The sequence below is a fragment of the Rhizobium sp. SG2393 genome (assembly GCF_042610495.1).
Classification (GTDB): Bacteria; Pseudomonadota; Alphaproteobacteria; order Rhizobiales; family Rhizobiaceae; genus RU20A.
This window is the reverse complement of record NZ_JBHGAP010000007.1, coordinates 192,728-211,757: the sequence shown is the minus strand read 5'-3', so window position 1 is coordinate 211,757 and position 19,030 is coordinate 192,728. Positions and strand designations below refer to the sequence as shown.

The 19,030-nt window shown below is 63.8% G+C and carries 17 protein-coding genes; 4 read left to right on the top strand and 13 right to left on the bottom strand.

The annotated features are described in order from the left end of the window. Positions 1–601: 601 nt before the first annotated feature. Positions 602–2,551, top strand: a complete 1,950-nt coding sequence (locus ACED18_RS15580; RefSeq protein ID WP_377293862.1) for a M23 family metallopeptidase — start codon at positions 602–604, stop codon at positions 2,549–2,551. A 98-nt stretch (positions 2,552–2,649) separates the two neighbouring features. Here ACED18_RS15580 and clpB read toward each other — a convergent pair whose 3' ends face one another. Together clpB and ACED18_RS15570 are read right to left on the bottom strand one after the other, a co-directional pair. After that, positions 2,650–5,253: an ATP-dependent chaperone ClpB gene (gene clpB / locus ACED18_RS15575; protein ID WP_377293834.1), complete on the bottom strand. Its 2,604-nt coding sequence runs from the start codon at positions 5,251–5,253 to the stop codon at positions 2,650–2,652. A gap of 208 nt (positions 5,254–5,461) precedes the next feature. Then, positions 5,462–6,334: a LysR substrate-binding domain-containing protein gene (locus ACED18_RS15570; protein ID WP_377293832.1), complete on the bottom strand. Its 873-nt coding sequence runs from the start codon at positions 6,332–6,334 to the stop codon at positions 5,462–5,464. A gap of 96 nt (positions 6,335–6,430) precedes the next feature. Here ACED18_RS15570 and ACED18_RS15565 point away from each other — a divergent pair, with 96 nt between their 5' ends. After that, positions 6,431–6,697: a DUF1127 domain-containing protein gene (locus tag ACED18_RS15565; protein WP_377293830.1), complete on the top strand. Its 267-nt coding sequence runs from the start codon at positions 6,431–6,433 to the stop codon at positions 6,695–6,697. A gap of 83 nt (positions 6,698–6,780) precedes the next feature. Here ACED18_RS15565 and ACED18_RS15560 read toward each other — a convergent pair whose 3' ends face one another. From ACED18_RS15560 to ACED18_RS15540, 5 genes are all read right to left on the bottom strand, one after another. Continuing rightward, positions 6,781–7,632 carry a DUF4167 domain-containing protein gene (locus ACED18_RS15560; protein ID WP_377293860.1) on the bottom strand — a complete coding sequence of 284 codons (852 nt, stop codon included), beginning with the start codon at positions 7,630–7,632 and terminating at the stop codon, positions 6,781–6,783. Positions 7,633–7,980: 348 nt separating this feature from the next. Continuing rightward, a complete protein-coding gene (prmC, locus tag ACED18_RS15555) occupies positions 7,981–8,844 on the bottom strand; it encodes a peptide chain release factor N(5)-glutamine methyltransferase (protein WP_377293828.1) in 864 nt (287 codons plus the stop codon). A 5-nt stretch (positions 8,845–8,849) separates the two neighbouring features. After that, positions 8,850–9,932, bottom strand: a complete 1,083-nt coding sequence (gene prfA, locus ACED18_RS15550) for a peptide chain release factor 1 (protein ID WP_377293826.1) — start codon at positions 9,930–9,932, stop codon at positions 8,850–8,852. Positions 9,933–10,021: 89 nt separating this feature from the next. Beyond that, on the bottom strand, positions 10,022–12,292 hold the full coding sequence (gene ptsP / locus ACED18_RS15545) for a phosphoenolpyruvate--protein phosphotransferase (RefSeq protein ID WP_377293824.1): 2,271 nt from the start codon (positions 12,290–12,292) through the stop codon (positions 10,022–10,024). Between the two features lie 92 nt (positions 12,293–12,384). Next, positions 12,385–13,659, bottom strand: coding sequence for an aspartate kinase (locus ACED18_RS15540; protein WP_377293822.1), 1,275 nt, complete (start codon positions 13,657–13,659; stop codon positions 12,385–12,387). A gap of 228 nt (positions 13,660–13,887) precedes the next feature. On the opposite strand from ACED18_RS15540, the gene ubiG reads away from it, so the two are divergent. Beyond that, complete coding sequence (ubiG, locus tag ACED18_RS15535) at positions 13,888–14,652, top strand: bifunctional 2-polyprenyl-6-hydroxyphenol methylase/3-demethylubiquinol 3-O-methyltransferase UbiG (protein WP_377293820.1); 765 nt, start codon at positions 13,888–13,890, stop codon at positions 14,650–14,652. Positions 14,653–14,656: 4 nt separating this feature from the next. Here the strand turns inward: ubiG and ACED18_RS15530 are convergent, their stop codons facing one another. The 4 genes from ACED18_RS15530 to ACED18_RS15515 form a co-directional block, all read right to left on the bottom strand. After that, positions 14,657–15,085: a DUF1178 family protein gene (locus ACED18_RS15530; protein WP_377293818.1), complete on the bottom strand. Its 429-nt coding sequence runs from the start codon at positions 15,083–15,085 to the stop codon at positions 14,657–14,659. Beyond that, positions 15,082–15,939, bottom strand: a complete 858-nt coding sequence (locus ACED18_RS15525; protein ID WP_377293816.1) for a carbon-nitrogen hydrolase family protein — start codon at positions 15,937–15,939, stop codon at positions 15,082–15,084. Before ACED18_RS15525 ends, ACED18_RS15530 begins: the two co-directional genes overlap by 4 nt. 12 nt (positions 15,940–15,951) lie before the next feature. After that, entirely contained in the window at positions 15,952–16,209 is a 258-nt protein-coding gene (grxC, locus tag ACED18_RS15520; RefSeq protein WP_377293814.1) for a glutaredoxin 3, read from the bottom strand. A gap of 143 nt (positions 16,210–16,352) precedes the next feature. Further along, the gene (locus ACED18_RS15515; RefSeq protein WP_377293812.1) at positions 16,353–17,183 is read right to left on the bottom strand and encodes a ComF family protein; all 831 of its coding nucleotides are present in this window, start codon (positions 17,181–17,183) and stop codon (positions 16,353–16,355) included. A gap of 77 nt (positions 17,184–17,260) precedes the next feature. Here ACED18_RS15515 and ACED18_RS15510 point away from each other — a divergent pair, with 77 nt between their 5' ends. After that, positions 17,261–18,154, top strand: a complete 894-nt coding sequence (locus tag ACED18_RS15510; RefSeq protein WP_377293810.1) for a class I SAM-dependent methyltransferase — start codon at positions 17,261–17,263, stop codon at positions 18,152–18,154. A gap of 107 nt (positions 18,155–18,261) precedes the next feature. Here the strand turns inward: ACED18_RS15510 and ACED18_RS15505 are convergent, their stop codons facing one another. Both ACED18_RS15505 and ACED18_RS15500 read right to left on the bottom strand, forming a co-directional pair. Then, positions 18,262–18,432 (bottom strand): Flp family type IVb pilin, encoded by a 171-nt coding sequence (locus tag ACED18_RS15505; protein ID WP_377293858.1) that lies wholly within the window; start codon positions 18,430–18,432, stop codon positions 18,262–18,264. A gap of 214 nt (positions 18,433–18,646) precedes the next feature. After that, entirely contained in the window at positions 18,647–18,967 is a 321-nt protein-coding gene (locus ACED18_RS15500; protein ID WP_377293808.1) for a hypothetical protein, read from the bottom strand. Positions 18,968–19,030 lie beyond the last annotated feature (63 nt).

Here is a 19,030-nt window from a genome sequence, read left to right as displayed (position 1 = left end):
TGAGAATTCAATCAAGGCCAAATCACGTCATTCTGAATCGACGAGAACTTCCCTCTCGCTATCCAGCGAAAAGGCATTCTCATTTCAAAAGACGTAACCTAACCGTAATCAATCCAGAACCCCTAAGGTTCCGCAGACCACGCCGGCCACGTCTCTCTTTCTCTCTATCCCAACTTGTCAAAAAACAGACGGAAAACCGTCAAAATTCCTATCTCCGAAGCCTGGCTTCGGCGATGATCAACAAGGTGTCGATGCATCAGAATTTGCTAGAGCGAAGGCTTCCGTCGCCTGCGGCAGCGCCGCCCTCGTTCTGTGAGGCGGTTTCTATGCCCGGCTCGAAGCGAAGTCAACAGCCTTTTTCAAAAAAAATGACAGTTGAACGACAAAGCCTGCCGGGCCGGCGTTTTTCCAACCTTGTCCCCCATAGAGATGGCAGGTGGCATAAAACTGCCTTCGATTTTTCACATTCCCGGACTCTACCGGAGAGGCAGCCGCATGCGCAGGGCGGTCAATTTGACTCCACGCGCTGAAAGGGGCACATCTTCGCGCAACCCAACCCGTGCGAGGATGGGAAACCAAAACACGGGCGATGGCTTCAACCATGCACAGCGACAAGAGCGTGATCCGATCGCTTGGCGAAGAGCCGCCCATTCTGGCCGACGGCCGGAGAGCGCCGGATCGTCGCGAGATCTCGCTGCGTTGGCTTTCCGGGACTTTTCTCACAGGCATCACCTCCAGCGTGCTGATGGGCGTCGCGCTTTTCGCAGCCCTCGATGGCCGCCAGCAACTGGCCATTCCGGCGGAAGCCTATGCTTCGCTTGGAACCGGGAGCCAGACCGTAGCGGCCAAGCGTGGCGGACGCGTTCTCGCACCCTCCGTTGTCGCCAAGCCCTCCGACAAGACGGTCATGGAAGTCTCCACCATGATCCATGACGGAGAAAAGGAAGTCGTGCGTCGCCAGCCCTTCATGCATGTGAAGATGCAACTGGCCGCAAACCATCAGACAACCACCTCCTATCCACGCTTTGATCCGCTCGCGATCTTTTCCAGCGATACGGACACCACGGCCCCGCAGATTGCCCGAACCGGCACCATCTACGGCTCGGACGTGGAATCCGAGGTGGCACTGAAGACGGTCGATTTCCCGCTTGATGGCAAGGGCCTTGTCTATGCCCCGGCCATGACCATCGACGAGGTCGAGGAAAACGTTCGGACCAACGGTTCGGTGCTGACCGAAGGCAGTACACAGGTCGCATCCCTCTCCTATGTCGATCCGCAGCGCTTTGCCTCGCAGGACGACCAGATCGACATTCTGCGCGGACTGTCGGCGCGCGTCGTCGAAGAGAACATGACGGTCTCGTCCTTCGACACCGTGACGGCAGCCGGTCCCGAATATGCCGACGACGTCATCCCCATCCGGCGCGCCATGACCGTCTCGGATGCAATGGTTGCTGCCGGCTATGCGCGTGCCGAGGCTGACGATGTCGGAAAGTATCTCGCAGACGAACTGGACGACGATGAACTCTCCGAAGGCAATGTGCTGCGCATCGGCGTGATCCAGTCCGGCGAGCGCGCCCATGTGGTGAGGGCCAGCCTTTACGATCGCGGCGAGCACGTCGCCACCATCGCACTCGATGACAAGGGCCGCTTCATCAAGGGCGAGGAGCCGCCGCATCTCGACGCGGTCGCCACCGCATTCGACAGCATGTCCGGCCCGGTGCAGATCGCCGGCCGCGATCTGCCGCGCGTCTATGACGGCATCTGGCAGGCCGCGCTGTCCTACGGCATGAATGACGGCATGGTTGGCCAGGTCATCCGTCTTCTCGCAAGCAACGTGGATTTCCAGGCGCAGCTTCGCCCCAGCGACAGCCTCGAAGCCTTCTTCTCCGTGCAGGATGAAAGCGGGCGCGCCACCAGCGATTCTGAACTTCTCTATGTTCACGCCCATTTCGGCGACCAGGACACGCGCTTCTACCGCTTCCAGGATCCGACCGACAATTCGATCGACTATTACGACGAGAGCGGCAAGAGCATCCGGCAGTTCCTTCTGCGCAATCCCGTACCGAACGGCGTTTTCTCCTCAGGCTTCGGCATGCGTCGCCATCCGATTCTCGGCTTCTCGCGCATGCACACCGGCGTCGATTGGCGTGCCCCGCGCGGCACGCCGATCATTGCAGCCGGCAACGGCGTCGTTGAAAAGGCCGGCTGGGATTCCGGCGGCTATGGCAACCAGACCCTGATCCGCCACGCCAATGGCTATGTTTCCTCCTACAATCACCAGAGCGCGATTGCGAAGGACGTGAAGGTGGGTGCCAAGGTGCGGCAGGGCCAGGTGATCGGCTGGGTCGGGACCACCGGCCTTTCGACCGGCCCCCACCTCCATTACGAACTCATCGTCAACGGGAATAAGGTGGATCCGCTGCGCATCCGCCTGCCGGGCGGCAAATCGCTGGATGGCGAGGTGCTGGCACGCTTCGAAAAGGAGCGCGATCGCATCGACCAGCTGCTGAGCAAGGACAAGCCGAGCGACGAACTGGCGAGCCAGCAATAGACCTGCGACTGGCGGCAGCAACAGCCGAGATGACCATGACGTAAAAGGGCGGCCCATCGGACCGCCCTTTCGCTTTTCGTGCAGACATTTCGCCAGTCTCAGGCCGCCTCGCGGCTTTCGTCGGCGCGCGGGGTGAAGAGCAACCGGTCGGAACCGGCCGTCACCGTGACGACCGAACCATCCGGGATCTCGCCGCCGAGGATCTTCTCGGCGAGAGGATCCTGGACGAACTTCTGGATCGTCCGCTTCAGCGGCCGGGCGCCATAGACAGGGTCGTAACCCTTGTCGGCCAGCCAGACGCGGGCATCCGCATCCAGTTCCACGGCGATCTTGCGGTCGGCGAGCAGCCGGCGCAGACGCTCCAGCTGGATATCGACGATCGCGCCCATCTCGCTGCGGCGCAGCTTGTGGAACAGGATGATCTCGTCGACGCGGTTGAGGAACTCCGGCCGGAACGAGGCCCGCACCACGCCCATCACCTGCTCGCGAACCGCTTCGCTGTCCTCGTTCTCCCCAAGACCCGTCAGATACTCGGCCCCGAGGTTCGAGGTCATGATGATCATTGTGTTCTTGAAATCGACCGTGCGCCCCTGCCCGTCCGTCAGGCGCCCGTCATCGAGAACCTGCAGAAGGACGTTGAAGACGTCAGGATGCGCCTTCTCGATCTCGTCGAACAACACGACCTGATAGGGCTTGCGCCGCACGGCCTCCGTCAGCGCGCCACCCTCCTCATAGCCGACATAACCGGGAGGAGCCCCGATCAGCCGGGATACGGAGTGCTTCTCCATGTATTCCGACATGTCGAGACGGACCAGCGCGGTCTCGTCGTCGAAGAGGAATCGGGCGAGCGCCTTGGTCAGCTCCGTCTTGCCCACCCCGGTCGGCCCAAGAAAGATGAAAGAGCCGATCGGCCGGTTGGGATCCTGAAGCCCGGCGCGCGAGCGGCGAACCGCACGCGACACCGCCTGGACGGCATCGCCCTGCCCCACGACCCATTTGCCGATCTCGTCTTCCATCCTGAGCAGCTTGTCGCGCTCGCCTTCCAGCATCTTGTCGACAGGAATGCCCGTCCAGCGCGACACGACATGGGCGATGTTGTCTGGGATCACGACCTCCTGCACCATCGCATTCGTGCTGCCGTCCTGGGCCTCCGCCGTGGCAAGCTCCTTTTCGAGCCGCGGAATGACGCCATAGGCAAGCTCGCCGGCCCGCTGGAATTCGCCCTTGCGCTGGGCGGTCGCCAGTTCGTTGCGCGCTTCATCCAGCTGGCGCTTCAGATCGGCGGCAAGGCCGAGCTTCTGCTTTTCCGATTGCCAGCGCGCCGTCAGGGCATCGGCCTGCTCCTCAAGCGAGGTCAGGTCGAGCTCCAGCTTGGCGAGCCGGTCCTGCGAGGCACGATCGGACTCCTTCTTCAGCGCTTCCCGCTCGATCTTGAGCTGGATGATGCGCCGGTCGAGTTCGTCCAGTTCCTCCGGCTTGGAATCCACCTGCATGCGCAGCCGCGAGGCGGCTTCGTCCATGAGGTCGATCGCCTTGTCCGGCAGGAAGCGGTCGGTGATATAGCGGTTGGAAAGGGTCGCAGCCGCCACCAGCGCGGAATCGGAGATCCGCACCTTGTGATGCTGCTCGTATTTTTCCTTCAGGCCGCGCAGGATGGAGATCGTATCCTCCACCGTCGGCTCGTCCACCATCACCGGCTGGAACCGGCGGGCAAGGGCGGCGTCCTTCTCGACATGCTTGCGATATTCATCAAGCGTGGTCGCGCCAACGCAATGCAGCTCGCCACGGGCCAGCGCCGGCTTCAAGAGGTTCGATGCATCCATGGCGCCATCCGCCTTGCCGGCACCGACCAGCGTGTGCATCTCGTCGATGAACAGGATGATCTCGCCGTTTTCCGACTGAACCTCGTTCAGCACGGCCTTCAGCCGCTCCTCGAACTCGCCGCGGAACTTCGCACCGGCAATCAGCGCACCCATGTCCAGCGCCATCAGGCGCTTGTCCTTCAGGCTCTCCGGCACGTCACCATTGATGATGCGCAGCGCAAGACCTTCCGCGATCGCGGTCTTGCCCACGCCGGGCTCCCCGATCAGAACCGGATTGTTCTTGGTGCGGCGTGACAGAACCTGGATCGTGCGGCGGATTTCATCGTCGCGGCCGATCACCGGATCGAGTTTGCCGTCCCGCGCATCGGCAGTGAGGTCACGCGCGTATTTCTTCAGCGAATCAAAGCCCTGTTCGGCATTTGCGCTGTCGGCGGTGCGACCCTTGCGGATCTCGTTAATGACCTGGTTGAGCTTGGCGGGCGTGACGCCGGCCTTGGACAGGATGCCGGAGGTGGCGGCAGAGGTCTCGATGGCGAGGGCCAGAAGCAGCCGCTCGACGGTCACGAAACTGTCGCCGGCCTTCTTCGCAGCCTCTTCGGCCGTCGAGAAGACGCGGGCGAGCGGCTGCGACAGATAGACGGAGCCATTGCCGCCGGTGACTTTGGGCAGCTTGCCGAGGGCAACCTCGGTTGCAACCTTGGCATCCTTGGCGCTCCCGCCGGCCCGCTCGATCAGCGAGGCGGCCATGCCCTGGTCGTCGTCCAGAAGCACTTTCAGCACGTGCTCGGCGGTAAACTGCTGATGGCCCTGCGCCAGCGCATAGGTCTGGGCAGACTGCAGGAAACCGCGCACGCGTTCGGAATATTTCTCGATGTTCATATGACACCTCCATGTCTCGCCCGACCCTTCAAGGCATCGGACGACGGTTGAGGAAAGCTCCCTGACGGCGAGCTTCGCATTCTGGAACTGAGCCGACCTTGCGGCCGATCAATCCGTTGAAATTCATATGGGAGGAGGTGTTTGGAAATTAAAGACGGCAGCGATCGCACCGCGACTTTTTTGCGTTGCGAAGCGGCGCGGTTATGCGTCAGACCTTCGCAGCCTCGTCTTTCAGCCAGTCCAGGAAGAGGCGGGTGACCTTCCGGGCCTTGGCACGGGCCGTCACATGGGCGTGCAACCCGTCCTTGACCGTGACGAACCCCGCCGGTGCGACGAGCCGTCCCGTCGCAAGGTCGGAGGCAACCAGCCGCCGCTCGGCCATGGCGATGCCGAGACCGGCAGCGGCCGATTCCAGCGCCAAAGTTTGATGCATCAGTTCAACCTCGCGGTCCGCCGAGATCGACACGCCCGTCAGTGCGGCCCAGGCACCCCAGATCTGAAAGGCGCCGGACTGCGTGAGCCGCACCGGCGCATGCCAGCCACCATCCCTTTCCTGCAGGAGATATCCGGGTGCGCAGACCGGGCCATAGGTGGTGTCGCCAACGGGCGTCGGCTCCCCCTCCTCCAGCGGTCCACGCAGCCGGTCATAGCTGATGACGACATCGAACTCGTGCGGCTGCAACACATGGGGTCCTGTCACGCGCAGCTTGATCTCGATATCCGGGTGACGGGCGTAGAAATTCGGCAGGATGGGGATCAGCCAGCGCGCCGCTAGCGTGCCGCTGCTGACAATGTCGAGCGCATGCGTGTCCCGTTCGGCGCGCAGCGACTGGGACAACGCATGCAATTCGTCGAGCATGACGCGGGCGGCGCGGTTGAGCCGCTCGCCGCGCGACGTCAGCTTCAGGCGCGCACCCTGCTTTTCGAAAAGGTCGCCGCCGAGATCCTCGGCAAGATGGGCAATCTGCTTGCTGATGGCGCCATGGGTGCGGCCAAGCTCTTCCGCCGCCGCCGTCAGCGACCCGAGCCGCGCCGTCGCCTCGAAGGCCGGCAGTGCCGAAAGCGGGGGCAAGCGCCGCATATCTGTTCCCTTTTCTCACAGGCCTGCGAGAATAACTCGATTTTTTCAAGGGTTTTATGACGGTAGAGTTGCGCCATTGGAACGCGAGGTCCGGCAATGAGCAACGTACTCCCCTTCCCCGAGATGCAACTGGCCAGGCGGAAACGCCCCACGCCCATGCGCGCATCGTTCAACGCACACCCCGCTCGCGAAGCCCATTCCTTCAGGCAGACCAACTGCTTGCAACACATGGCTGCCCGTTGGAGCCTGCGAAAAATGCTGCGGGACGAATTGCTGCCGCAGCCGGACAGCGTTCTTGCCGATGCCGGCTGGACCCGCACCGACCTCGTACGCGAGATCGCAAAGCCGTTCTGGCGCGCGTGAGCCGTCAGGCGCGACGCCAAAACGAAAAAGGGTGCCGGCGAAACCGCCAGGCACCCTTTTCAATTTTACGGTTGAAGGACCGCTTACTCCGAAGCCGGCTCCAGGACCGGCTGGCCGCCTTCGTTGCCGTCGCCACCTTCGCTCGCCTCACCGCTGGTGCGGCGCGGACGGCGCGGGCGGACGGGGCTGCGACGGCGCGGCTGGCGGGCCGTTGCGCTACCCTCGGCAGCGTCCTCGCCAATGGCGACTTCGGCCGGAATACCTTCGATCTCCGGCTGCGGGCCGGTTCCGTCGATCACTACGGGAGCCGCCGCCACCTCTACCGGCTGGGCCGGCTGCTGCTGGCGGGGTTCACGCGGCTCGCGGGGCTCGCGCTGCGCACGCGGTTCGCGCGGCTGGTTTTCCCGCGGCTGCCCGTCACGACCCTGACCTTCGCGCGCCTGACCATCACGGGACTGGCCATCCCGGTTCTGGTTCTCGCGCGGCTGCTGGTCCCGGTTCTGCTGGTCGCGATTCTGGCGCGGCTGGTGCTGCGGCTGCGGTTGAACGGCAACGTCAGCAACGTCGTCCATGTCGACGCCGTCCACATCATCCTGGTCGCGATCATTATAATCGGAGCGATCGTGATGCTGGAAGCGTTCCTGCATCTGCGCCTGGGCGGCTGCAATGATGCGGTTATAGTGTTCGGCGTGCTGGAGATAGTTCTCCGCCATGACGCGGTCGCCGGCGCTCTGTGCGTCGCGAGCAAGCGTTGCGTATTTCTCGGCAATATGCTGCGCCGTTCCACGGATCTTAACATCCGGACCGGAACTGTCATAGGTCCGGGTCAGCGGGTTTGCGCCCTTCCGGTTATGATTGTTGTTATTGTTATTATTGTTGTTGTTATTATTGTTATTACGCCCGCGGCCGCGCTTGTTTTGCTGTCCTGGCCTCATCGTTCCGTTCACCTGAAGTCTCTTTTGATAATGGAGTGATGGCACGTTTCGCGTCCCGCCAGGGTCTGTGGACGGGTACATTCGCGCCGCTGACATGCCGCTCGTGCGGCTGTCGCTGATGGTTTTCCCAGATTACCAGATACCCGCACCGGGCACTTTCGAACCCTAGCCACTCTGGTGAGAGAGCAATCCCCTTGGCCTGATCACCGCGAAGCGAATCTTCTGCTGATGACTTTCTGCCCAGTGCGCGAGGGGAAACTAGCGCGCTTGTTCAAGGATTCCAAGCCTTTTCTTTTGCGCTGCTAAAACTATGCGAGCAGGTGCAGCATGATATCAACTGCTTTTCGCTCAGCCGCGCGGCTGAAACACCAGCACCCGATCCCGGCCACCGAGATCCCTGGCACGCTGTGTCAGGCGAAACCCGGACGCTTCGAAAAGCGCCGTCACTGGACCGTCCTGATCGTAACCGATCTCCAGTCCGACAATTCCGTCTTGCGAGAGATAGCGCCTGCTTTCGGAAGCGATCGCCCGATAGGCATCGAGGCCATCGGCACCCCCGTCCAGTGCAAGGCGGGGATCATGATCCCGAACATCCCGTTCGAGTTCGTCAACGACGCTACTTACGATGTAAGGCGGATTTGAGACGATGACGTCGAAGATCCCGTCCACGGACGAGAACCAGTCGCTTTCCCGAGCGTCGAAACGCGCGGCAAGACCATGCCCCGCTGCATTGTCACGCGCCGTCGCCAGCGCATCGGCGCTCTTGTCGACCCCGACGCCGCTGGCCAGCGGATGCTCATCAAGCAAGGAGAGGATGATGGCGCCCGTCCCCGTTCCAAGATCGAGAATGCGGCAGTGCCCCTGGCGCGCAATGATCGCATCCACCTGCGGCCCCATCGCATCCACCAGGCATTCGGTGTCCGGCCGCGGCTCCAGCGTTCCCGGCGACAGCTTGAGCGTCAATCCGCGAAAATCCCGTCGTCCAAGGATACGAAAGACCGGCTCGCCGGCAAGCCGACGCGTCACCGCCGCCTCGACCTTCGCCCTTTCAGCATCGGCAACGGGGCTGGCTCCTCGCGTCAGAAGCTCGGTCGGCGTCAGGCCGAGCAGGCCGGCGACCAGCAGGCGCGCCTCACGTCCGGCATCCTCGACGCCGGCCTCCGCAAGCGACCGCCGCACCGCCGCCAGCACAGCATCGAGCGTGGCCGCCATGCCGATCACATTCCCTGCTCGGAAAGCTGGGCGAGAAGCCCGGCCTGGTGGTCGGCGATCAGCGCATCGACGATCTCGTCGATCTCGCCCTCGATCATCCGGTCGAGCTTGTAGAGCGTCAGGTTGATGCGGTGATCGGTGACGCGTCCCTGCGGGAAATTGTAGGTGCGGATGCGTTCCGAGCGATCACCCGAGCCGACCTGGCTGCGGCGGTCGGCGGAGCGCTCGCTGTCGGCGCGCTGGCGCTCCATGTCGTAGAGCCGGGAGCGCAGCACCTGCATGGCCTTGGCGCGGTTCTGGTGCTGCGATTTCTCCGAACTCGTCACGACGAGCCCGGTCGGCAGGTGCGTGATGCGCACCGCGGAGTCGGTGGTATTGACGTGCTGGCCGCCGGCACCCGACGAGCGCATCGTATCGATGCGGATGTCTTCGGGCCGGATCTCGATGTCGATCTCTTCGGCCTCCGGCAGGACCGCCACGGTGGCCGCCGAGGTGTGGATGCGCCCGCCGGCTTCCGTTTCCGGCACGCGCTGCACGCGGTGCACGCCGGATTCGAATTTCAGCTTGGCGAAGACGCCGCGGCCCGTGACGGTCGCGATGATTTCCTTGTAACCGCCGGCCTCCCCTTCGCTCGCGGAGAGAACCTCCACCCGCCATCCATTGGCGGCGGCATAGCGGTCGTACATGCGGAAGAGATCGCCGGCAAAGAGAGCCGCCTCCGACCCGCCCGTGCCGGCACGGATTTCGAGGATCGCGCTCTTTTCGTCCGCCGCGTCCTTCGGCAGCAGCAGCACCTGCATGTCCTTTTCAAGCGCCTCGATCGTCTCGATCATCTCGGGGCGTTCGGCTTCGGCAAGCTCGCGCATGTCCCGGTCGGTGGCACGGTCGGCAAGCAGCGTCTCGATCTCGGCGAGGTCGGCCTGCGCCTTCTCGTAGGCGCGGATCTTCGTCACGACAGGCTGCAGTTCCGAATATTCCGACGCCAGCTTCACATAGACATCGGCCGCCGGGCCTTCCGACATGCGCGCCTCGATTTCGCCGAAGCGGCGCTCCAGTTCGCGCATTTTCTCCACGGGCAATGTGGGCATGGATACTCCAGATCATCGGTATCGGGGATCACGCAAGACGCGTGACCCGCGCGCGCCATAGCGCGCAAACATGTGCGTTGGGTGGATCGCTAGACCGGAATGCCGTGCTGTGCGGCGAACGCCGCAAGCATCGGCCGGAGCGATGTCGTGACCTCGCCGTGATCGTCGAGCGCGGCGTTCAACTGCTCGGAAAGCTTGCCGGCATCCAGCTGCAGCAGCATGGCCTTTACCGGGCCGATGGAAATCGGCGACATGGAGACCGCGCGGAACCCGACGCCGATCAGCGCCATGGCACACAGCGGCTTGCCCGCCATCTCGCCGCACAGCGTCACGGGCGTTTCGTTGCGCAGACCGGCGCGCGCAATGTCGCGCAGGATGCGCAGGAACGGCTTGCCGAGCACGTCGAAACGATCGGACACGCGCGCATTGCCGCGATCGACCGCCATGGAGAACTGGAACAGATCGTTCGAGCCGACGGAAACGAAATCGACTTCGGCCATGAGTTCATCAAGCTGCCAGAGCAGCGCCGGCACTTCCAGCATCGCGCCGAACTGGAGCTTGCGCGGCAACTGTTCGCCGAGCTTCGACTGCCGCTCGACTTCCTTCTGCAACAGGGCGCGCACGTCGCGCAGCTCGGAAACCTCGGTCACCATCGGCAGCATCAGCTTCAGCTCGTTGCCGGCCGCTGCCCGCAGCATGGCGCGCAACTGCGTGCGCAACAGGCCGGGCCGATCGAGCGACAGGCGGATGGCACGCCAGCCGAGCGCCGGGTTTTCCTCTTCCGTCGAGCGGAAATAGGGAACGACCTTGTCGCCGCCGATATCGAGCGTGCGGAAGGTCACCGGCTTGCCGCCGGCCTGTTTCAGCACCTGCCGGTAGAAAGCTTCCTGATCCTCCATCTTCGGCATGGTGGAGGCGATCATGAACTGCAGCTCGGTGCGGAACAGGCCGATACCCTCGGCGCCGGACTCTGCAAGATGCGGCAGATCGACCAGAAGGCCGGCATTCATCTGCAGCGTGATGCGCTGGCCGTCCTGCGTCTTGGATTCGAGGTCTCGCAGCGCCCGGAACTGCGCCTGGCGCCGGGCCCGGAACCGGACCTTGTCGCCATAGGCATTTTGCAGATCCTGAACCGGCCGCAGATGCACCTTGCCATCGTCGCCGTCGATGATGATCGCATCGCGGTTTTCGGCAAGCGCGACGACGCCGGCGGCCTGCCCCACGATCGGCACGCCCATGGCGCGCGCCACGATCACCACATGGCTTGTCACCGCGCCGTCTTCGAGCACGAGGCCGCGCACGTTCTGGCGGGGATAGTCGAGCAGTTCTGCCGCACCCATCGCGCGGGCAACGATGATCGCGTCGTCGGGGAAATCCTTGGCCGACATCTTGGCGCCATAGCCGGTCAGCTGGCGCAGCAGGCGGTTGGCGAGATCGTCGAAATCGTGCATGCGCTCGCGCAGATAGGGATCCGTCAGCCGCATCATGCGCGCCTTCGTCTCGCTCTGCACCCGCTCCACCGCCGCTTCCGCCGTCAGGCCGTTGCGGATCGCTTCTTCGAGCTTGCGCACCCAGCCCCGGTCATGGGCGAACATGCGATAGGTTTCGAGCACCGCGCGGTGCTCGCCCTCCATCGACACGTCGCGGCGCGACAGCATGTCGTCGATGGAGATGCGCAGTGACCCGAGCGCCTCGGCAAGCCGCTGCAATTCGTGCTCGCTATCCTCGTTGAGGAGGTTGGTCACGACGATGCGCGGTTCGTGCAGCACGACATAGCCGAGCCCGATACCCTCGCCGAAGCTCGCGCCGTCGATGGAAACAGGGCGCGACAGATCGAGTTCGAGGCCGGGACGCGTGATCTTCTTCAGATCGCCGGAAGCGACCATTTCGGCCAGCACCATGGCGGTGGTTTCGAGCGCTTCCACCTCGTCGTCGCGGTAGGTGCGGCTTGCCTTGTTCTGCACGACGAGAACGCCGAGCGCGCGGCCGGTGCGCAGGATCGGCACGCCGAGGAAGGAGTGGTAGATCTCTTCGCCCGTCTCGGGCAGATAGGCGAAGGCCGGATGGGCCTGCGCATCGGAGAGATTGAGCGGCTGGGCGGAAGCGGCGATCGTGCCGACGAGACCCTGGCCCATCTTCAGCTGCGACAGGTGCACGGCTTCGCGGTTCAGACCTTCCGTGGCGTAAAGTTCCAGCACGCCGTCCGAACGCAGCACATAGACGGAGCATACCTCCGCCACCATGTTGCTGGCGATCTGGCGTACGATCTGGTCAAGGCGCTCCTGCGGCTCCAGCGGCTCCGCCATGAGTTCGCGCAGCCGCCTGAGAAGAACGCGCGGACCCGCGGAGAGATCTCTCATCGCGTTGGCTCCACCGGAAGAACTGTAACGTCAGCAGCCTCTGACGCCGATGCCGGACCCTGCCCGTCACCGGCGATTGCGAACTGCTTCGTTCAAGTCTTATCCAGACCGTAGACGGAATGCAAAGTGCGAACCGCAAGTTCTGCATAGGCGCCGTCGATCAGGATGGAAATCTTGATCTCGGAGGTGGTGATCGCCTTGATGTTGATGCCTTTTTCGGCAAGTGCCTTGAAAGCGGTCGCAGCAACGCCGGCATGGCTGCGCATGCCGATGCCGATCACGGAAACCTTCACGAGGCCCGATTCGCTCTGGATGACGTCGAAGCCGACCTGGCCCTTGGCGTCTTCGAGCACCTTCAGCGCCTTGTCCACGTCGCCGGAGGGCACGGTGAAGGTCATGTCGGTCTTCGACCCGTCTTCCGAAATGTTCTGGACGATCATGTCGACATTGATGTGCGCCTCGGCGAGCGGACCGAAGATCGCGGCCGACACGCCGGGACGGTCGGCAACGCGCCTGAGCGAGATCTGCGCTTCATCCTTGGCATAGGCGATGCCGGTAACGACTTCCTGTTCCACGATTTCATCCTCATCACAAATCAGCGTACCGGGCGGGTTCAGAAGATCGCCCATGCCCGGCGCATCGGGATCAACGAAAGACGAGCGCACGAAGGTGCGCACCTTGTGCACCATGGCGAGCTCCACCGAGCGCACCTGCAGAACCTTGGCGCCGAGCGAGGCCATCTCGAGCATTTCCTCGAAGGCCACCTTCTTCAGGCGCCGCGCCTTGGGCTCGATGCGCGGGTCGGTCGTGTAGACGCCATCGACGTCGGTGTAGATGTCGCAGCGGTCGGCCTTGACCGCAGCCGCAATCGCCACGGCCGATGTGTCGGAGCCGCCGCGTCCGAGCGTCGCGATGCGGTTGTCCGGGCCGATGCCCTGGAAGCCGGCAACGACGGCCACCTGGCCCTCGCCCATGCGGCGGATGATATCGGCGCCGTCGATCTCCTGGATGCGGGCCGAACCATGCGCGCTGTCGGTCCGGATCGGGATCTGCCAGCCCTGCCAGGAGCGGGCATTGATGCCCATCGACTGCAGCGCGATGGCGAGAAGTCCAGAGGTGACCTGTTCGCCCGAGGCGACGACGGCGTCATATTCGCGCGCATCGTAGAAGGGCGATTCCGCCCCCGTCGCCTTCGGCATGCCCTGCACCCAGGCGACCAGCTCGTTGGTCTTGCCGGACATGGCGGACACGACGACAGCCACCTCGTGGCCGGCATCGACCTCGCGTTTCACATGGCGGGCGACATTGTGGATGCGGTTGAGATCAGCGACGGAGGTCCCGCCGAATTTCATCACGATGCGTGCCATGGCTTCTACCGGTATGCGTGAAGGCCGCTGGCAAGAGCCGCAACGGCCGGGAAAGTCGGCGGTCTCTTAGCGGATGTGTGACAGGCGTGCAATGGCGCGCGGGCAGAAGGGTTGCCGTCGATCCGCCCGGCAGCACAATCCGTAGGAAAATCCGTCGCACTTGACTTGCGGGCCCGCCTGCCCGACCTGTGCTTGGGACAGATGCACGACCGACGAACGGAAACCGCCATGACCGAAACCGCCCGCACCACCATCGACCAGAGCGAAGTCGACCGCTTCTCCGCGCTTGCCGCCGAATGGTGGAACCCCAAGGGCAAGTTCCGGCCGCTGCACAAGTTCAATCCGGTGCGGCTCGGCTATATCAGGGACAAGGCCTCGGAAAACTTTGGCCGCGACGCGCGTGCTGCAAAGCCGCTGACCGGCCTGCGTCTGCTCGACATCGGCTGCGGCGGCGGCCTCCTCTCCGAGCCCATGGCGCGCCTCGGCGCCGAGGTGGTGGGCGCGGATGCGTCGGAGAAGAACATCCGCATCGCCGAAACCCATGCCGCGATGAGCGGCGTCTCCGTCGATTACCGCGCCGTGACGGCCGAGGCGCTGGCCGAGGCCGGCGAGACCTTCGACATCATCCTCAACATGGAAGTGGTCGAGCATGTCTCCGACGTGCCCTTCTTCCTCTCCACCTGCGCCTCCATGGTGCGCCCCGGCGGCATGATGTTCGTTGCGACCATCAACCGGACCATGAAGGCCGGCGCGCTGGCCATTTTCGCGGCCGAGACCGTGCTGCGCTGGCTGCCGAAGGGCACGCATCAATATGAAAAGCTGGTGAAGCCGGAGGAGATCGAGGGGCCGCTGACCGGCGCCGGCCTTTCGGTCACCGATCGCACCGGGGTCTTCTTCAACCCCTTCTCGAACCAGTGGAACCTGTCTTCCGACATGGACGTGAACTACATGATGGTCGCACGCCGCGCCGAGGAAGCCGCCGGAGAAGCCTGAGCCTTCAGTTCGTATCTTCCGGCAGAACCGGCAGCGGCGCGATCTCGATGCCTTCATCGAGCAACGCAGCCGCTTCCTCGATGGTGGCCTGGCCGATCAGGCCCCGCTGTTCCGCCTCTCCGTAGTGGATGCGGCGGGCCTCTTCCGGAAAACGGTCGCCGACATCCTCGGCATTGGCGCGGATGGTTTTGACCATCTCGCGCATCTTGGCGATCACCTCGCCGCGCGCGGCATCCATCACCATCTGCTGGCGCTGTTCCTTGCCGCGTGCCGTGGAAACGGACGGCGCCATCAGCGCCTTGGAGACATGGGCAGAACCGCAGACCGGGCAGGTGACAAGCCCACGCTCCACCTGCCGGTCGAAGTCGTCCGAACTCGAAAACCATCCTTCGAAGGCATGGGCCTGATCGCAGGAGAGCTGGTAGCGGATCAAGCGGCCTCGCCTCCCGCCCGGTCCGCGGCAATGGTTTCCACGGTGAAGTCGCGGGCATTCCTGAGATTGGGGATCTTGCGGCGCGCGGCCGCCGACTGGGCCGGGTCGATCTCGGCCATCACGATCGCCTCGCCGGCGCCATCGGCCATGCCGAGCACGCGACCCCAGGGATCGATGATGATGGAATGGCCGAAGGTCTCGCGACCGTCCTCGTGCTTGCCGGCTTGCGCGGCGGCGATCACGAAAAGGCCGTTCTCGATGGCGCGGGCGCGCAGCAGGATTTCCCAGTGCGCTTCGCCGGTCTGCTTCGTGAAGGCGGCCGGAACCGTCATGATCTCGGCACCTGCAACGGCCTGCGACCGGAAAAGCTCGGGGAAGCGCACATCATAGCAGATCGCAAAGCCCATCGTGCCAAAGGGGAGGCCCGCCACCCGCGCACAGGCGCCCGGCGTGTAGGCGGCACTTTCGCGCCAGCTCTCGCCATTGTCGAGATCGACATCGAACATGTGGATCTTGTCGTAGTGGAGAAGCTTGGCGCCATCAGGGCCGAAGAGGAAGCCGCGATTGGCGATCTTGCCGTCGGCAAGCGCAATCGCGGTGGAGCCGACATGGAGATGCACCCGGAGGTCGGCGGCAAGCCTTGCGGCCGTCCGGACGATCACGTCGTCCTCTTCCGCCTTCAGCACCGCACGCAGTTCCGCCCGGTTTGACTGCACCGCGCCGGTCATCTCGGGGGTCTGGATGTAAAGCGCGCCGTGGCCGGCCGCCTCGCGCACCAGACGTTCCATCGCGGCCGCGTTCTTTTCCGGATCGACGCCGGAGCACATCTGCACGGCCGCTACCTTGATGGTCATGGGGCTGTTTCCTCAGGCCGCCAGCATGCCGTCGAGCTTGCCGGCGCGTTCCAGCGCATGCAGGTCGTCGCAGCCGCCCACATGAATGTCATTGATGAAGATCTGCGGGAATGTCGAACCGCCATTGGCGCGCTTGATCATTTCCTGGCGGATCTCCGGCGCATTGGTGGCATCGTGCTCGACAAAGTCGATGCCTTTCGTCTCGAGAAGCTTCTTTGCAGCGGAGCAATATCCGCAGAACTGACGGGTATAGATGACGACCGAAGCCATGATGTTTCTGCTCGACTTTCCTGCTCGTTGAGGCAGGCGCGGTTGAGGCGAAGCACCGCTTCGCGACCGGCCTGCGAAAAGTTCGGGGAAGGGTCCGGCCATGCGCGCATCAAGCGCCTTGCAGCCATTCCCTCACACCTCCTTCATATATGATCGGGTAACGCTCTTGCAAAGGTCAAAACCGAGACGGAAACCGCACCCGCCTTGAGAAGCGCCCGCGTTGCCGCCGCCACGGTGGCGCCAGTCGTATAGACGTCGTCGATGAGGACGAGCCGCTTTCCCGCAACCACCATCCTCTGCCCGTCGGGCACCTGGAAGGCGCCCCGCACATTCTCGACGCGTGCCCTGGCGCCCAGCCCCACCTGCCGCTGCGTGCGCCGTTGCCGGACAAGGGCATCCGCAAGATAAGGCCGGCCGGAAAGCGCTGCGACATGCCGCGCGAGATCGGCAGACTGGTTGAAGCGCCGGCGCCAGAGCCGGAAACGGTGCAACGGCACCGCCACGACGCCGTCGCACTCGGCAAGCAACCCATCGGAAGCCCGCACCATCCACCCGGCCATCATCGGCGCAAGATCGCCCCTGTCGGCATATTTCAGCGCATGAACGAGGTGGCGGGCCACGCCCTCATGGACGACCGCACTGCGCAGCCGCTGAAAGACCGGAGGATCCGCAATCGCTTCCGGCGAGAGGATGGCGTCGCCGAGATCATGCACGAAAGGCAGGCCGAGCACGGCACAATAGGGCCTTTCGAGAAACCGCAAACCGCTCCAGCAGACGGGGCATAATGCATGCGGCTTGGCAATTAACCGGCTGCATCCGACGCAGACGGGCGGGAAAAGAAGATCCAGCAGACCGCGACCGACCGGTCGCAAACGCTGAGCCGCGGCACGCGTCCGGGTTAAGACCGGCCGGGCCGTGCCTCCCGCGTCGCTGTCGCCTGCATTCCGAGGTCGTGCCCTCAGGCTGAGCACCATGGTTGACTTCCCTTTCCCGTCTCGCCATGTCAGGGCGCACGCCTCTGGCGTCATTCCGGTCGCAAGGGAAGCATATCGTGGAAACCATCTTTGACCAGCCGTTGATCGAAAGCCGCCGAACGCGCGCGATCCGGGCCTCTGTCGAAGGTGCAGACTTCCTGATGACGCTCGCAGCCGAGGAACTGGCAGGGCGTCTGGCCGTTGTCGAACGCCGCTTCGAGCGTGCCGCCGTGCTGCACGGGGCAACGCCCGCCGTCGCCCAGGCACTTGCCGCAACCGGCAAGGTGGGCGCGATCGAACGCGTCGAGCTTCCGGGCACGGCGACCGGTCCGGGCGCGGGCGCCGATCAGATCGCATCGCTGGAAACGGTCCCCTTCGCCCCCGCGACGATGAACCTCGTCGTCTCGCCGCTCGCCCTGCATCTGACCAATGACACGCCCGGCGCCTTCATCCAGATCCGTCGCGCGCTTGCTCCGGACGGCCTGTTCCTGGCAGCCATTCCCGGCGCAGGAACGTTGCAGGAACTGCGCGAGGTGCTGCTGCAGGCCGAGAGCGAGATCACCGGCGGGGCAAGTCCTCGCGTCATTCCCTTTGCCGATGTTCGCGATATTGGCGGGCTGCTGCAGCGCGCAGGGTTCGCCCTGCCGGTCACCGATGTGGAAACCTATACGGTGCGCTACGCCTCGCTCTTTTCCCTGATGAAGGACATCAGGGCGATGGGAATGACAAACCCGCTTGCCACGCGCAGCCGCATCCCGGTGTCGAAGCGCTTCTTCCTGCGTGCTGCCGAGCTGTATGCCGAGCGCTTTTCGGATCCCGACGGTCGGATTCGGGCATCCTTCTCGGTCATCTACGCCTCGGGCTGGGCGCCGCATGAGAGCCAGCAGAAGCCGCTGAAACCGGGCTCCGCCAGGATGAGCCTCGCCGACGCTCTCAACCCGTCGCATCCGCGACCCGAAACCAGAAAATGAGAAAAGCACCAACGACCGGTATCAGCTCGCCTTGGAGCACAGCGGCGGCTCGCGGCCGCACACGACGATGAGGCATCGCAGGAGATCCAGCCGGCACCGCATCGACGTCAGGGAGACGCCGGACCTTCGATCTTGGCGGCGATTAGCTCGAACACACCCTGAAGACTGGTTCCGGTCGCGCCGAGACTTACAATGATCGCACCGCCGATGAGCCCGGCGAGCAGGCCATATTCGACTGCCGTTGCACCGCCCGTTTCCCGCATGAAACGCATGAACATCAGCACACCAATCTCTTACCGGCGAGTGAGCATGGCGACCCCCGGTCGGATCCACCATGCCGATCAGGCAAGAAGGAGCGGTTCATCTCCTCCGCGATCGGTGAGCCGAACCTAAAACACAGGCCGTGAAGACTGGTTTATGAAAATGGCTTCGATCGGCTGTTTCGTGTTCTTTGGTTCACGAATGGTTACCGAAAGGCTGCAACCTGCGCTTTCAGCAGCCGCTCTGGCTGCCATTGGCATCGACGATGCAGACCGCACCCGGCGTCGGCTGCAGCACGCTGCGCCGGACCGTGTAGCGCTTGGCCTCGCCGCTATCGGGGATTGACCCGGTGGTCATCGTGTCATGGTCCAGCGGAGCGCTGGCGAGCACGCTTGTATCCTTGTCGTCAGCAATCATGGGCGTCAGGATCAGCGTTAGCGCAATCACAGCCGTACCGAACAGGAGGGCGAGATTGAGGGCGCCCATGCGCCGTCCGTGCCGCATCATGCGATCCTTGTCGCGCACGGTTCTCCAGAAATCGTCTTCCACCATTTACGCCTCACGCAACGAAACGGCGAAGGGCGCCTGAGCGCCCGTGCCTTCGCATTCATGTCA

Bases quoted from the DNA above. Each gene is read 5' to 3' on its own strand.
- ACED18_RS15580 (WP_377293862.1), top strand. From the start codon at position 602: ATGCACAGCGACAAGAGCGTGATCCGATCGCTTGGCGAAGAGCCGCCC.
- clpB (WP_377293834.1), bottom strand. From the start codon at position 5,253: ATGAACATCGAGAAATATTCCGAACGCGTGCGCGGTTTCCTGCAGTCT.
- ACED18_RS15570 (WP_377293832.1), bottom strand. From the start codon at position 6,334: ATGCGGCGCTTGCCCCCGCTTTCGGCACTGCCGGCCTTCGAGGCGACG.
- ACED18_RS15565 (WP_377293830.1), top strand. From the start codon at position 6,431: ATGAGCAACGTACTCCCCTTCCCCGAGATGCAACTGGCCAGGCGGAAA.
- ACED18_RS15560 (WP_377293860.1), bottom strand. From the start codon at position 7,632: ATGAGGCCAGGACAGCAAAACAAGCGCGGCCGCGGGCGTAATAACAAT.
- prmC (WP_377293828.1), bottom strand. From the start codon at position 8,844: ATGGCGGCCACGCTCGATGCTGTGCTGGCGGCGGTGCGGCGGTCGCTT.
- prfA (WP_377293826.1), bottom strand. From the start codon at position 9,932: ATGCCCACATTGCCCGTGGAGAAAATGCGCGAACTGGAGCGCCGCTTC.
- ptsP (WP_377293824.1), bottom strand. From the start codon at position 12,292: ATGAGAGATCTCTCCGCGGGTCCGCGCGTTCTTCTCAGGCGGCTGCGC.
- ACED18_RS15540 (WP_377293822.1), bottom strand. From the start codon at position 13,659: ATGGCACGCATCGTGATGAAATTCGGCGGGACCTCCGTCGCTGATCTC.
- ubiG (WP_377293820.1), top strand. From the start codon at position 13,888: ATGACCGAAACCGCCCGCACCACCATCGACCAGAGCGAAGTCGACCGC.
- ACED18_RS15525 (WP_377293816.1), bottom strand. From the start codon at position 15,939: ATGACCATCAAGGTAGCGGCCGTGCAGATGTGCTCCGGCGTCGATCCG.
- grxC (WP_377293814.1), bottom strand. From the start codon at position 16,209: ATGGCTTCGGTCGTCATCTATACCCGTCAGTTCTGCGGATATTGCTCC.
- ACED18_RS15515 (WP_377293812.1), bottom strand. From the start codon at position 17,183: ATGGTGCTCAGCCTGAGGGCACGACCTCGGAATGCAGGCGACAGCGAC.
- ACED18_RS15505 (WP_377293858.1), bottom strand. From the start codon at position 18,432: ATGTTCATGCGTTTCATGCGGGAAACGGGCGGTGCAACGGCAGTCGAA.
- ACED18_RS15500 (WP_377293808.1), bottom strand. From the start codon at position 18,967: ATGGTGGAAGACGATTTCTGGAGAACCGTGCGCGACAAGGATCGCATG.